The following is a 14,131-nucleotide window of genomic DNA, read 5'->3' as shown; positions in this document are numbered from 1 at the left end:
ACCGCGGCCGTGGAAGCGGCCCGGGCCGGCGAACAGGGCCGCGGCTTCGCCGTGGTGGCATCGGAAGTGCGCAGCCTGGCCCAGCGCTCGGCCACGGCGGCCAAGGAAATCAAGGGCTTGATCGACGATTCCGTGCACCAGGTGGACAGCGGCAGCGCGCTGGTGGACGAGGCCGGCCAGACCATGGGCCTGATCGTCACCTCGGTGCAGCAGGTGGCCGACATCATGGCCGAGATCACGTCGGCCAGCGCGGAACAGAGCCTGGGCATCGAACAGGTGAACGAGGCCATCGCCCAGATGGACCAGATGACGCAGCAGAACGCGACGCTGGTGCAGCAGGCGGCGGCGGCGGCCCAGAGCATGCAGGACGAGGCCCAGGCGCTGGCGCAGTCGGTCAGCGCCTTCAAGCTGCCGGCTGGCATGGAGCAGGCGGCGCCGGCCGCGCGCCGGGCCGCGCCCGCGCCCGCCCCGCGGCTGGTGGCGCGCCCGGCGCCGGCCGCCCGGCCGGCCACCCCGGCCCGGCCCCGGGCGCAGCCCAGGGCCCAGGCCAATTCGGAATGGGAAGAGTTCTAGCGGCGGGCGAGAGCCGTCAGTTGCTGGCCGTGGTGGTCGGCTTGGGCGGCGGGCAGCCGGCGCCCAGGTCGATGTTCTGGTAGCGGATCTCGTATTTACCGCTCAGCAGCTTGTCCACCACCAGCTTGTCGTGCGGCTGCACGAACACATAGCGCACGTTGGCGTGGCGCTCCATGTCGTACACCTTGATGAACACGGCCGAGGGATTGGTGCCATTGTCGAGCAACAGCTGCATGTCGTCGCCCTTGGCGGCCACGGGGAAGCCGTCCACGTAGCCGGACTGGGCCGGCCAGGGCTCGCCGTTGGGCGCGGCCGGGGCCGGGGTGGCCCCTTCGCAGTCGGCGGCCGAGCCCGGCAGCACGATCTGGGACAGCGACAGCACCTTGATGGGGGCCGGGCGCAGCGTGGCCGCGTCGGTCTGGTAGGGATGGGCCACGGCCCAGCTGTCGGGCGCGCCGTCGTTGCGTACGTCGTTGCGGACGTCATTACGCGCTTCCAGCCGCGCACCGGGCTTGCCGGCGGCGCGCACCGCGCCGCGTGCGCCGGCCGGGTCGTCGCCGGCGCCGTCGGCCTTGCCGCCCCAGGCCGAGGCCAGCACGGTGGCCAGCAGCTGGGGCGTGCCGACCATGCTCACGCCGGCCGCCCAGCCCAGCGCCAGGCACAGACCCAGGCTGGTCCACAGGCGCCAGTGGCGGCGCCGCCGCGGCAGGCGCGGCGCGTCGTCATCGGCGCCCCATGCCTGCTGGGGCCCGTCGTGGCGCTGGCGGCCGTGGCCGTCTTCATTGTGGGTGCTCTCGAGCCACTCGATTTCCCATTCCTCGGCCGCGATCCACTCGTCATGTTCCTTGCGGCGCTGGGGATCGGACAGGGTGCCGTAGGCGCTGTTGAGGATGGCCATGATGCGCGCGGCCTTCTCATCCCCGGGGTTCTTGTCGGGATGATATTTCTGGCTCAAGGCCTTGTAGGCGGCACGTATGACTTCCTGCGGCGCCATGCGCGACACTTTCAGGTTGTCATAGTGAGTGTGTATCTTGCCCATCGTTCCATTCAGTTTTCAACAAGCGCGCCGCGACGGGGTTTCACGCTCAATCAGTCATCATAGCCGAGTTTTCGCGCCACAACGCGCGTCAGTCGGGGGGAAAGTGACGGCGGATCAGTGCATGGTCAACATCATCACAGGCGGTGGCTGCGGTCGTGGCCGGCGATCGCCGCCGGCAAGTCCACCTGGCACCCCACCACCAGCACCTTGAACAATTCCCCCATTTCGGCCGGCGACACCAGTTTTTGCAGGGCGTTGGCCTGGGGCAGGTAGCGGCGGGCGTCGGCCGGGTCGGTGCGCAGCAACAGCTGGCCGATGCCGGCCCCGATCAGGAAGCCGGCCTGGTTCATATAGCCCAGCACGTCGGCGCCGCCGTCCTGGGCCGCCAGCGCCATGGCCGTGAAATCGACGTGGGCCGTGATGTCCTGCAGGCCCGGGTAATAGAACGGATCCGGGTGGGCATGGTGGCGGTAATGGCACATCAGGGTGCCGCCGTCGCGCTGGCCCAGGTAGTACTCATGGGCCGGGAAGCCGTAATCGAGCAGGATGGCGGCCCCGCCCCGCCCCCGCGCCAGCATGGCCGCCAGCGACGCCATGAAGCCGCAGGCGGCGCCGTGTACTTCCGTCGTGTAGCCGTCGGCCAGTTCGTCCTGGTGCCCGATCTGGCGCGCGATCTGGGCCGCCAGGGCGGCGTCGGGCGCCGTCTCCACGTAGTCGAAGCGGCCGTCGTGCACCGTCACCTGCAGTTCGCGCCAGCCGTGGGCCGTCTTGCGCACCAGCTGCACCGGCATGGCGTCGAGCACTTCGTTGGCCAGCACCACGCCGTCCCAGGCTTCGGGCAGCGTGTCGAGCCACTCGACCTGGGGGAAGGCGCGCAGCGCCTCCTGCTGGCGGGCCCGCAGTTCGCCCGACAGGTCGACGATGGCGTAGCGCTGCACGGCCACCCCGGCGGCGGCCAGTTCCGTCAGCACATCGCGGGCCAGCTTGCCCGTGCCGGCGCCGAATTCGAGGATCTGCGGCGCGCTTTGGGCGATAATAGCGGCGGCGACCTGCGCCAGCGCGGCCCCGAACAGGGATGAGAGCTCGGGCGCGGTTGTAAAATCGCCATCTTTTCCCAGCTTGGCGGCGCCGCCGCTGTAGTAGCCCAGCTCCGGGGCGTACAGCGCCAGCTCCATGTAGCGGGCGAAGGAAATGGCGCCGGCATGCCGCGCGATGTCGGCGGCGATCCGGTGCTGCAGGGCGTGCGACGCGGCCAGCGCGTCGGAAGTAGGTGCGGGTAGGGACATTCCCGCATTGTAGCGAATCGGCGTGCCCGGGCGCCAGTTGGCCATTTTTATCCAGTGATCCAGTGACGAAGCGATGACGACAGCACAACACCCCCCCCCTCCAGCCACGGCCGCCGGCGCGCCGGCGGCCGCCACGCCCGCGCCGCTGGCGACCGGGGCGCCTGGGTCGCCGGCGCCAGTGGCGCTCGTGACCGGGGCCGGCCGGCGCATCGGGCGCGCCATCGCGCTGGCGCTGGCGCGGGCCGGCTGGGACGTGGCCGTGCACTATCGCGCCTCGCAGGCCGAGGCGCGCGAAGTGGCCGCCGCCATCGAGGCACTGGGCCGGCGCGCCGTCACGCTCGACTGCGACCTGGCCGACGAGGCGGCCGTGCGCCAGTTGGTGCCGCGCGCCGTGGCGGCGCTGGGCGCGCTCGACTGCGTGGTCAACAACGCCTCCCTGTTCGACTACGACAGCGCGGCCGACTTCACGGTGGCCCGGCTGGAGGCCCACATGCGCGCCAACGTGGCCGCCCCCATCCTGCTGGCGCAGGCGCTGCACGGGGCCACGCCGGACGGGGCCCAGGCGGCCGTGATCAACCTGCTCGACCAAAAACTGTACAATCTCAATCCCGACTTCCTGTCCTACACCCTGTCCAAGGCCGCGCTGCAGACGGCCACCACCGTGCTGGCCCAGCAGCTGGCGCCCCGGCTGCGGGTGGTGGGCGTGGCGCCCGGCATCACCATGGTATCGGGCGAGCAGACCGAGGCCGGCTTCGCGCTGGCCCACCAGAAGACGCCGCTGGGACGCTCGAGTACCCCGGACGACATTGCCGCCGCCGTCGTCTACGCGGCCGGGGCCCGGGCCCTGACCGGCACCACCCTGCTGGTCGATGGCGGCCAGCACCTGATGCCGCTGGCGCGCGACGTGATGTTCCTGGCGCAATAGCGCCGTGCAGCGGATGCATGCCGGCAGCCGGATGTGCATCCGAATATTATTGATATCGTTTATTCCGTATTCCCGAAAGAAGGTAAAACCATGTTGTCCGCCCTGTCCCATCCGCGCCTGACCGATTGTCGGCGCCTGTTCCTGCGCAATTACGAAGTGCTGATCAACATCGGCGTGCACGACTTCGAGAAGAAAGGCGAGCAGCGCGTGCTGATCAACGTCGATCTGTACATCCCGCTGGCCCTGTCCACCCCCACCCACGACCAGCTGGAGGAAGTGGTGGACTACGACTTCATGCGCGAGACCATCGCGCGCCGCATGGCCCAGGGCCATGTGCACCTGCAGGAGAGCCTGTGCGACGACGTGGTGCGCGCCATGCTGGCCCACCCGCGCGTGCGCGCCGCGCGCGTGTCGACCATGAAGCCGGACGTCTATCCCGACTGCGAAGGGGTGGGCGTGGAAGTGTTCCAGATCAAGGACAACGTATGAGCGCGGTGCTGAACGAGAGCGCCCAGGCGCAGCCGGCCGCCGCCGGCAAGTCGGCCGAGAAGATCGCGCTGGAGAACAACAAGCTGCACAAGCGCCTGTGCCGCCTGGTGGGCCAGGCCATCGGCGACTTCAACATGATCGAGGACGGCGACAAGGTGATGGTGTGCCTGTCCGGCGGCAAGGACAGCTACGCCCTGCTCGACATCCTGATGACGCTGCGCGAACGGGCGCCCATCCACTTCGACATCGTGGCCGTCAACCTGGACCAGAAGCAGCCCAACTTCCCGGCCGACATCCTGCCGGCCTACCTGACGGAACTGGGCGTGGCCTTCCACATCGAGAACCAGGACACCTACAGCATCGTCAAGCGCGTGATCCCGGAAGGCAAGACCACCTGCTCGCTGTGCTCGCGCCTGCGGCGCGGCATCCTGTACCGCGTGGCCGACGAACTGGGCGCCAACAAGATCGCCCTGGGCCACCACCGCGACGACATCCTGGAGACCTTCTTCCTCAACATGTTCTTCGGCGGCAAGCTCAAGGGCATGCCGGCCAAGCTGGTGTCGGACGATGGCAAGCACATGGTGATCCGCCCCATGGCCTATGTGAAGGAGGAGGACACGGCGCGCTACGCCGAGGTCAAGGGCTTCCCCATCATCCCGTGCGACCTGTGCGGCTCGCAGGAGAACTTGCAGCGCAAGCAGATCAAGAACCTGATGCGCGAATGGGACAAGAAACACCCGGGCCGGGTGGAGAACATCTTCTCGGCCCTGTCGACCGTGGTGCCGTCGCACCTGATGGACCGCGACCTGTTCGGCTTTGCCGGCATCAAGGCCGACGGCATGCCCAACCCGCTGGGCGACATCGCCTTCGACGAGGAGCCGTGCGCCACCCCGGCCACGCTGCCGGGCACGATACCGCTGCAGTCGGCCTGACCTGGCCACAGCGCAACGGGGCCGGTGACGGCCCCGTTGCTATTTCTGCCTACAGCTTGCTGGCCGTGCGCAGCACCGGGTACAGCTGGTAGCGCTCGTCCCACGAGGCGTGGCGGCGGGCGAAGAATTCCAGCCGTGCCTCCGGGCTGGCGGCGAAGGCGGCGTCCTTGGCCAGCCGGTCGCGGAACGCCGCCGCCAGCGCCGGATCGGCCGCCAGTTGTTCGCGCGCCACGTCCTCGGCCACATAGGCTTCCATGTATTCCTTGCGCTCGAAGGCGTTGTTGAAGAAGCCCCAGGCCAGCAGCGAATCGGCGTTGCCCGGCTCGAGCAGCGTCATCAGCAAGCGCGCCTTGGGCTGGGCGATGGGCACGAACAGCGCGCCCCTGGCCAGGCTGCGCGTCTCGTCGCGCCACGCGCCTTCCACCTTGAGCGACTGGCGCCCTTCGAACGACTGCGCCGCCGGCGCGGCCTGGTCGGCGCGGAACGCCTCCACCGCCGCGTTGTCGAGCGCGCCGTCCAGCACCTTGTAGGCAATGCCGTGCAGGCGCAGCTTGGCGGCCACCGCCGCGGCCTGCGCCACCGGCACCAGGTAGCCGCCGCGCGGCGCGCGCACCTGCAGGTCCGGCACGATCTCGTCGCGCAGCGGCACGCTCCACGCCTGCGGGCGGGTCTCGTCGTAATGCGTCATCAGGGCGCCGGACACGTCGGACTGGCTGCGCGTGTAGGCATAGCCGGGGAAGACGATGGTCTTGCTGTTGTAGGTGGTGCGATAGCCTTGCGGCACCTCGGCGCCGGCCAGCGTGGCGCCGCGCGCGTCGGCCTCATGGGCCGTGCGCAGCCAGTCCTTGCCGTGCGCGGCCACCTGCTCCATCACCGACAGCACGGTGTTGCGCGTCACCCGCACCCGGGTCGGGTAATCCTTCCAGGAATGGGTTTCGACCAGCATCGCCATGCGGTTGCGCAGCATGAAATAGCCGGTCGAAAAGCGCGGCGGGGACATCTGGTCGATGAAGCCGGAGGCCGGATCGTCCGTCTCGGCGAACGACATGTAGTACGGCTTGGGATCGGAACCCTGGCGCTTGAGGTCCGCGATCACGTTGTCGCGCAGCGCCGCCCCGGCCTGGCGCAGCGCGGCGTCGCCGCCATGCACCGGCTCGACCTGGATCGACACGTCGGGCTGGAACTTGGCGCCGTCCGTCACGTGCAGGTCGATGCAGGCCAGCGGGTCCCACTGGTTGACCAGCGCCAGCATGGCCTGCATCTCCGGCGCCTCGGCCTTCACGTAATCGCGGTTCAGGTTGTAGTTCTGCGCCGTGGTGCGCCAGCCCATGGCCACCGGGCCGCGCTGGTTGGGGCGGTTCCACTGGCCGAAGCGTTCGTGGCCATCGACATTAAAGACGGGCACGAACAGCAGCACCTGCCGCTCGAGCGCACCGGGCGCCGCCTTGTTCTCGAGCGCCTCGCGCAGCGCCAGGAAGCCGGCGTCCTTGCCGTCGATTTCGCCGGCGTGGATGCCGCCCTGCACCAGCAGCACGGGCAGGCCGCGCTGCCTGGCCTGCTGCGCCGTCAGCGCGCCGCTGCGCGAGACAGCCAGCGCCAGCATGGGCCGCCCTTCCGGCGTGCGGCCGTATTCGAAGCAACGGGCAGCCTTGGGATAGGCCTGCTGGAAGCGGGCGCACAGCGCCACCACTTCATCGTAGCGGCCCGTACTCTGGAAGGCCGAGCGTTCGGCAATGGTGGTCAGGGCGGCGGGCGCGGCGGCTTGGGCCAGCGGCGCGGCGGTGGCAAAGGCGAACAGCAGGACGTTACGTATCATGGGCAAGCTTCCGGCGAAGGTTGGAAAAGTCCGCGCTGCCGGACGGTGGGCCAGCCCGCGGATGCGCGGAAATTATAGTCGGCTTTGCCGCCGCGCACAGGGGCCAGCCATGGCCGCCGGCGGGGAGCCAGCACGCCGTTCAGCCGCCCCGCCCGGCCCGGCCCTTCTCATTACGCGGCGGCGGGCAGCGGCGTGCGGGCGATACTTGGCGCATCGCCCCGCAGCAGCCAGACGCCGGCGCACAGGTGCCAGGCCGCCTGCGCCACCATGATGCCCACCACCAGTTCCAGCCCCATGTGCGGATAGGCATAGGCCGGCGCGAAGATGGACGGCGCGGCGCGACCGGGTCTTCTCAGAATTGCGTGAATTCCAGGCGTTTGCGCGCCTTGCCCGATAGCCGCAAGGCCGCAGGATACAGGGTGGACCTCTTCTTTTTTTTCGGTTTTACTAAAACGCGCGATTGGGTAATAGACCACTATGGCTGCCACGATTTCACTCTGATTAGTGGAAAATCGCGGAACTAAAACGCACGGGATGCCTCTAAAACCTATATAGCCGTTTAGCAGAATTTAGTGTTGCCGCAACGGCTATTTTAGTGCGCGATAGCGCGTTGCAGTGGTCCCTCGCGGGGATTAGCTGCTTTTATAAAACCACCGTCTCAGGGAGCACCACCATGGCTGTCTACGAAAAGCAGGTCCGTTTGCCCGCCGATGTGCTGGAAGAATTGGGTGACCATTCAGGTCGCTGGTGGTCGGACCCCGCGCTGGAACCTATCATCGTCGAGGCCATCCGCGCCTACATCAAACCGGCGCCGGCAAAGCGCCAGCCGCCGACGGACTCGGAGACGGCCGGCTATCGATCGCACGCCTGTTCGGCGGCGATGCGCAGACAGCCAAGCGCACTCCACCACCACATCCGGCGCCGGCGAGCCGTGCAAAGCGCGCTGGAAAACCCCAATCCAAGCCGAAGAAAAGGACCGCCTCTTCATCCAGCGTGGAGGAGATTGTCCATCGTGATGGCAACCAGCGTAAGCATGGTGCGGCGAGAGGTGCTCGACGCAAGCACCGGGCACACGTTCCCGGAAATCCGTGAAGAAAAAAAACCGGCAAGCGTGTGCTTGCCGGTTTTGTTCTCGAAGGCGGCCAGGCCGCCGTCATGGCCCCGCTCAATCCATCGTCAAGCCGCGTGATGCGCCACGCCGGCCGGGGCGTGGAAGGCGGCCACCAGCGCCGCCTCCTTCTGCCTGGCGGCCTTGAAGTGGCGCTCCTTGACGTGGCCGTAGCCGCGGATGTCCTCGGGGATGCTGGCGATGGCCACGGCCTGCGCCAGGTTGTCCGCCGTCAGCTTGGGCAGCAGGGCCGATACGGTCTGGCGATATTCGACGATCAGCGCCCGCTCCATCTTGCGCTCGGCCGTGTAGCCGAAGATGTCGAGCGCCGTGCCGCGCAAGCCCTTGAGCTTGGCCAGCACGCCGAACGCCTTCATCATCCATGGGCCGAATTCCTGCTTGATCAGGTGGCCCTTCGAGTCGTGCTTGGCCAGCAGCGGCGGCGCCAGGTGGAACTTGAGCTTGATGTCGCCCTCGAACATGCCGGCGATCTTCTGCTGGAAGGCGCCGTCCGTGTACAGGCGCGCCACTTCGTACTCGTCCTTGTAGGCCATCAACTTGTAGAAGTAGCGGGCCACGGCTTCGCTCAGGCGGGTGCCCTTGCCCAGCTTGGCCTCTTCCGCCCGCACCTGGTCGACGAACGACTTGTACTCGAACGCATAACGGGCGTCCTGGTAGGCCGTCAGCAGTTCGACGCGGCGGCTGACGATGTCGTCCAGCGACTGCGTGCGCTTGAACTCGATCACCTTGGCCGGCGTCGTCATGCGCACCACGGAGGCCAGGTCGTGCGCGGCCGTGCGGCCCCACGCGAAGGCCGACTTGTTGAAGCTGACCGACACGCCATTGAGCTCGATCGCCTTCAGGATGGACGCCTCCGTCAACGGCACGTGGCCCTTCTGGAACGCATAGCCCAGCATGAACATATTGGTGGCGATGGAGTCGCCCATCAGCGCCGTGGCGATCTGGCCCGCGTCGACGAAGTCGGTATGGTCGGCGCCGCAGGCCTTGACGATCTCGCCGCGCGAGGACGCGTCCGGGAACTGCCAGTCCGGGTTCTTGACGAAGGCTGCCGTCGACGAGCCGGTCGAGTTGATGGCCGCGTAGGTGCGGCCCTCGCCCATGCGCGATAAGGCGTCGCGGCTGGCCGTGACGATCAGGTCGCAGCCGATCACCAGGTCGGCGCTGCCGGTGCCCACGCGGGTCGAGTGCAGGTCGGCCTGGTGGTCGGCCAGGCGCACGTGCGACATCACGGGGCCGCCCTTCTGGGCCAGGCCGCTCATGTCGAGCACGATGGCGCCCTTGCCTTCCACGTGGGCGGCCATGGCCAGGATCTGGCCCACCGTCACCACGCCGGTGCCGCCGATACCGGTGATCAGGATGCCGTAGGGCTGGGCCGTGCCCGGCAGGACGGGCGCCGGCAGCACCGGCATGGCGGCGTCGCCGGCGGCAGCCTTCTTGGGCTTCTTCAGGGCGCCGCCTTCCACCGTCACGAAGCTGGGGCAGAAACCGGTCACGCACGAGAAGTCCTTGTTGCAGGACGACTGGTTGATCTGGCGCTTGCGGCCCAGTTCCGTTTCCAGCGGTTCCACCGACAGGCAGTTGGACTGCACCGAGCAGTCGCCGCAGCCTTCGCACACGGCCTCGTTGATGACGGCGCGCTTGGCCGGGTCCGGGTACTCGTTACGCTTGCGGCGGCGACGCTTCTCGGAGGCGCAGGTCTGGTCGTAGATCATGGCCGACACGCCCGGCTTGTCGCGCAGCTCGCGCTGCACGTCCATCAGTTCACTGCGGTGGCGCACCGTCACGCCTTCGGCCCACTTGTAGTCGGCCGGGTATTTTTCCGGTTCGTCGGTGACGACGATGATGGGGCCCACGCCTTCGGCCGCGATCTGGCGCGAGATCATGCCAGGGTCCAGCGGACCGTCGAATTCCTGGCCGCCCGTCATGGCGACGGCGTCGTTGAACAGGATCTTGTAGGTGATGTTGACCTTGGCCGCCACGGCGGCGCGGATGGCCAGCAGGCCGGAGTGGAAGTAGGTGCCGTCACCGAGGTTGGTAAATACGTGCTTCTCGTTGGTGAACGGGGCCTGGCCGACCCAGGTCACGCCTTCCGCGCCCATGTGGGTGAAGGTGGACGTTTCGCGGTCCATCCACAGCACCATGTAGTGGCAGCCGATACCGGCCAGCGCGCGCGAGCCTTCCGGCACCTTGGTCGAGGTGTTGTGCGGGCAGCCGGAGCAGAAGTACGGCGTGCGGTCCGTCTCCGGATTGGGCTTGACGGACACCGACTTGAGCACCAGCTCCTTCGCCTCCAGGAAGGCGATGCGCTCCTTGACGCGCTGCTCGACGGGATGGCCGGCGCAGTAGTGCGAAATGCGGCTGGCGATGGCGCGCGCGATCTGGGCCGGGTTCAGTTCATAGGTGGCCGGCAGCAGCCAGTCGCCGTGGCCCGTGTGGCCCTTGTTGCTCCACTCGCCCGTGTCGTCGAACTTGCCCACCACGCGCGGACGCTGGCCGTCGGGCAGGTTGTACAGCTCTTCCTTGAGGGCGTATTCGAGGATCTGGCGCTTTTCTTCCACCACCAGGATCTCGTCCAGGCCCTTGGCGAATGCGTGCACGCCGTCCGCCTCCAGCGGCCAGGTCATGCCGATCTTGTACAGGCGCAGGCCGATGTCGGCCGCCGCCTGCTCGTCGATGCCCAGGTCGGCCAATGCCTGGCGCGTGTCGAGGTAGGACTTGCCGGCCGTGATGATGCCGATCTTGGGCCGGGGGCTGTCCCAGATGATCTTGTTGAGCTTGTTGGCGCGCACATAGGCCAGGGCCGCGTACCACTTGTAGCTGTTCATCCGCACTTCCATGTCGAGCACGGTGTCCGGCCAGCGGATATTGAGGCCGCCCGGCGGCAGGTCGAAGTCGTCCGGGATCACGGTCTGGACGCGGTCCGGGTCGAAATCGACGACGGCGCCCGACTCGATGATGTCGGTCACGCATTTCATCGACACCCACAGGCCCGTGTAGCGGCTCATGGCCCAGGCGTGCAGGCCGTAGTCGATGTATTCCTGCACCGACGACGGATACAGCACGGGGATGCCGCAGGCGTTGAGGATGTGGTCGGACTGGTGGGCGGTGGACGAGGACTTGGCCGCGTGGTCGTCGCCGGCCAGCACCAGCACGCCGCCGTGCTTGGCCGAGCCAGCGTTATTGGCGTGCTTGAACACGTCGCCGCAGCGGTCCACGCCGGGGCCCTTGCCGTACCACATGGCGAACACGCCGTCGTACTTGGCATCCTTGAACAAATTGGTCTGCTGCGTGCCCCAGACGGCCGTGGCGGCCAGGTCTTCGTTCATGCCGGGGTGGAACTTGACGTGATGCTGGTCCAGGTATTTCTTGGCCTTGATGGCCGTCATGTCGACGCTGGTGACGGGCGAACCTCGGTAGCCGGTGATGTAGCCGGCCGTGTTCAGGCCCGCCTTGAGGTCGCGCTCGCGCTGCATCATGGGCAGCCGGATCAGGGCCTGGGTGCCCGTCATGAAGGCGCGGCCGCGTTCCAGCGTCCACTTGTCGTCGAGGGAAATGGGGGCGTCCGCAGGGACGCCCGGCTCCAGTTGCGAGCCCTTGTGAGGTGCATTCATTACTTCGTCTCCAATATTCTCATTGCGGTGCACTGCCGGGCGGGGTGGGCCCGGCAGCGCGCGAGCCGATCCGCCTTGTGGGCGGACCGGCACGGATTTGGTTATAACAGGGTATCACAGGCTGGCGCGCCGTTCTGCGCGGCGCTACTCATCCATTCCCTGCGGGATAGCGGCCGTCAGGCGGCCGTCTTGCCCGGGTCTTGCAGCACGCCGCGCTTGATCTGGTCCAGCTCGATCGACTCGAACAGGGCGCGGAAGTTGCCTTCGCCAAAGCCCTGGTCGCCCTTGCGCTGGATGATCTCGAAGAAGATCGGGCCGATCACGTTCTGGGTAAAGATCTGCAGCAGCAGTTCGCGTTCCGTTTCCGTGCTGTGGCCGTCGATCAGGATGCGCAGGCGGCGCAAGTCTTCCAGGCGCTCGCCGTGGCCCGGCAGGCGGCGGTTGACCAGCTCGTAATAAGTCTCGATGGTGTCCTGGAACACGATGCCCTGGTCGCGCAGCTGCTGGACGGAAGTGTAGATGTCGTCCGTGCCCAGCGCGATGTGCTGGATGCCCTCGCCATGGTACTGGTCCAGGTATTCGGCGATCTGCGACTTGTCGTCCGAGGACTCGTTGATGGGGATGCGGATCTTGCCGCACGGCGAAGTCATGGCCTTGGACTTCAAGCCCGTCAGCTTGCCCTCGATATCGAAGTAGCGCACTTCGCGGAAGTTGAACAGGTTCTCGTAGAACTCGGCCCATTCCTTCATGCGGCCGCGGTGCACATTGTGGGTCAGGTGGTCGATATAGGTCAGGCCATTGCCGACCGGATTGGCCACGGCGCCGGGAATGGCGACGAAGTCCACGTCATAGATGCTGATGTCGCCGATGGCGCCCGGCTGCGGCGCGCCGTCCGCGCCCATGCCCTTGCCGCGCCAGCGGTCGACGAAATAGATCAGCGAGTCGCCCACGCCCTTGATGGCGGGGATGTTCAGTTCCATCGGGCCGGTCTTGTTGTCGAAACCCCAGGCGCCCAGTTCCAGCGCGCGCTTGTAGGTGTAGGCGGCGTCGTTGACGCGGATGGCGATGGCGCACACGGACGGGCCGTGGTGGCGCGCGAAGCGCTGGGCGAACGAATCCTGCTCGGCGTTGATGATGAAGTTGATGTCACCCTGGCGGTACAGCGTCACATCCTTGTGGCGGTGGCGGGCAATGGCCGTGAAACCCATGCTCTCGAACAGGGCGCCGAGCGCCTTCGGATCCGGTGCCGCGTACTCGACAAACTCAAAACCATCGGTCCCCATCGGGTTGTCCCAAGGCTGGAATTGCATAGCTGTCTCCTCAGTAGAATAGCGCACAGTATAGTCGCGAGGCGGCGGCATTAAATTGCAAACAATTCCCGCCCTCCGGGAATTTGCGCAATAATATTGCCTGAATTTTTCATTATTGAGGTATTTATGACCAAGATAGCGCTCGATAAGACGGACCGCAAGATTCTCGGCATCCTGCAGCAGGATGGTCGCCTGTCCAACCAGGACGTGGCCGAGCTGGTCAGCCTGTCGCCTTCGCCCTGCCTGCGCCGCATCAAGCGGCTGGAGGAAGCGGGCGTGATCCGCCAGTACGTGGCGCTGCTGGACCCGGACAAGATCGGCCTGGGCCTGCTGGCCTATGTCAACGTGCGGCTGGAAAAGCACAGCGAAGCGGGCGCCCACAGCAACGCGCGCGCCCTGGGTGCGGCAGCCGCGCCGGCCTCGCCGCGGGCCGACTTTGCCGTCTCGGTCGAGCAATGGCCGGAAGTGGTGGCCTGCTACGCGATGACGGGGGAGATGGATTACCTGCTGCGGGTCCACGTGGAAGACATGGACCACTTCTCGCGCTTCATGATGGCCACCCTGCTGCGCCACCCGGCCGTACTGGACGTCAAATCGAGCTTCGCCCTGCAGCGCATCAAGGACACCACGGCGCTGCCGCTGGTGTAAGGGAACCTGGAGGCGGACGAGGCATTCTGTCGCGCTAATCGGCGCGGCCTCGTTCGCCAGAAAACGTGTCCGGGTGGAGGGAGCCATTAAGAAGACAATATTTTCCACCCCTCTTACCTTCGGGAATCCACGCGCTTACCCTCGCAGAGCTTCACGCGGTGGCCGGCTACGATGATGCAGGCATGGGCCGATCTATTTGATCAATGGGAGCAAGCGGAAGAAAATTTGCCACAAAAACAATCCGCTTCAACTTGATATTAATCCTCTATTGGTGAATTAACGTGCCGCGGAATCGCAAATTTTGCGACACGGGCAGTTTCAGCTTGTCGGCAGACAATGAGTCACAATTTCGCTAAGCATGTCGAGAATCCAT

The 14,131-nt window shown here is 66.8% G+C and carries 12 protein-coding genes; 6 read left to right on the top strand and 6 right to left on the bottom strand.

The features are described 5' to 3' along the window. On the top strand, nucleotides 1–573 hold a 573-nt coding region (locus AC3WOS_RS18055), incomplete at its 5' end, for a methyl-accepting chemotaxis protein (protein WP_492717405.1). Between the two features lie 16 nt (nucleotides 574–589). On the opposite strand, the gene AC3WOS_RS18050 is transcribed toward AC3WOS_RS18055, so the two are convergent. Next, on the bottom strand, nucleotides 590–1,612 hold the full coding sequence (locus tag AC3WOS_RS18050) for a J domain-containing protein (protein WP_492717404.1): 1,023 nt from the start codon (nucleotides 1,610–1,612) through the stop codon (nucleotides 590–592). Nucleotides 1,613–1,746: 134 nt separating this feature from the next. Then, nucleotides 1,747–2,898, bottom strand: coding sequence for a class I SAM-dependent methyltransferase (locus AC3WOS_RS18045; protein WP_492717403.1), 1,152 nt, complete (start codon nucleotides 2,896–2,898; stop codon nucleotides 1,747–1,749). A gap of 73 nt (nucleotides 2,899–2,971) precedes the next feature. Between AC3WOS_RS18045 and AC3WOS_RS18040 the strand changes: the two genes are divergently transcribed. The 3 genes from AC3WOS_RS18040 (at nucleotide 2,972) to ttcA (ending at nucleotide 5,244) form a co-directional block, all read left to right on the top strand. Next, the gene (locus AC3WOS_RS18040; protein WP_492717402.1) at nucleotides 2,972–3,823 is read left to right on the top strand and encodes an SDR family oxidoreductase; all 852 of its coding nucleotides are present in this window, start codon (nucleotides 2,972–2,974) and stop codon (nucleotides 3,821–3,823) included. Between the two features lie 90 nt (nucleotides 3,824–3,913). Further along, nucleotides 3,914–4,312 carry a dihydroneopterin aldolase gene (locus tag AC3WOS_RS18035; RefSeq protein WP_182151429.1) on the top strand — a complete coding sequence of 133 codons (399 nt, stop codon included), beginning with the start codon at nucleotides 3,914–3,916 and terminating at the stop codon, nucleotides 4,310–4,312. Beyond that, complete coding sequence (ttcA, locus tag AC3WOS_RS18030; RefSeq protein WP_492717401.1) at nucleotides 4,309–5,244, top strand: tRNA 2-thiocytidine(32) synthetase TtcA; 936 nt, start codon at nucleotides 4,309–4,311, stop codon at nucleotides 5,242–5,244. The genes AC3WOS_RS18035 and ttcA overlap by 4 nt, the downstream gene beginning before the upstream one ends. A gap of 49 nt (nucleotides 5,245–5,293) precedes the next feature. Here ttcA and AC3WOS_RS18025 read toward each other — a convergent pair whose 3' ends face one another. Continuing rightward, nucleotides 5,294–7,060, bottom strand: coding sequence for a M14 family metallopeptidase (locus AC3WOS_RS18025; RefSeq protein ID WP_492717400.1), 1,767 nt, complete (start codon nucleotides 7,058–7,060; stop codon nucleotides 5,294–5,296). A 170-nt stretch (nucleotides 7,061–7,230) separates the two neighbouring features. Next, entirely contained in the window at nucleotides 7,231–7,548 is a 318-nt protein-coding gene (locus AC3WOS_RS18020; protein WP_492717399.1) for a hypothetical protein, read from the bottom strand. Nucleotides 7,549–7,733: 185 nt separating this feature from the next. Here AC3WOS_RS18020 and AC3WOS_RS18015 point away from each other — a divergent pair, with 185 nt between their 5' ends. After that, a complete protein-coding gene (locus tag AC3WOS_RS18015) occupies nucleotides 7,734–8,249 on the top strand; it encodes a hypothetical protein (protein WP_492717398.1) in 516 nt (171 codons plus the stop codon). Here AC3WOS_RS18015 and AC3WOS_RS18010 read toward each other — a convergent pair. Further along, complete coding sequence (locus tag AC3WOS_RS18010) at nucleotides 8,237–11,800, bottom strand: indolepyruvate ferredoxin oxidoreductase family protein (RefSeq protein WP_492717397.1); 3,564 nt, start codon at nucleotides 11,798–11,800, stop codon at nucleotides 8,237–8,239. The genes AC3WOS_RS18015 and AC3WOS_RS18010 overlap by 13 nt on opposite strands. Before the next feature lie 176 nt (nucleotides 11,801–11,976). Next, the gene (hppD, locus tag AC3WOS_RS18005; protein WP_492717396.1) at nucleotides 11,977–13,110 is read right to left on the bottom strand and encodes a 4-hydroxyphenylpyruvate dioxygenase; all 1,134 of its coding nucleotides are present in this window, start codon (nucleotides 13,108–13,110) and stop codon (nucleotides 11,977–11,979) included. 126 nt (nucleotides 13,111–13,236) lie between these two features. Here hppD and AC3WOS_RS18000 point away from each other — a divergent pair, with 126 nt between their 5' ends. Continuing rightward, complete coding sequence (locus tag AC3WOS_RS18000) at nucleotides 13,237–13,758, top strand: Lrp/AsnC family transcriptional regulator (RefSeq protein WP_492717395.1); 522 nt, start codon at nucleotides 13,237–13,239, stop codon at nucleotides 13,756–13,758. Nucleotides 13,759–14,131: the final 373 nt, after the last annotated feature.

It is taken from the genome of Rugamonas sp. FW305-51, from assembly GCF_058786935.1.
The sequence above is the reverse complement of the archived record's forward strand: the minus strand, read 5'-3'. Positions and strand labels throughout refer to the sequence as shown.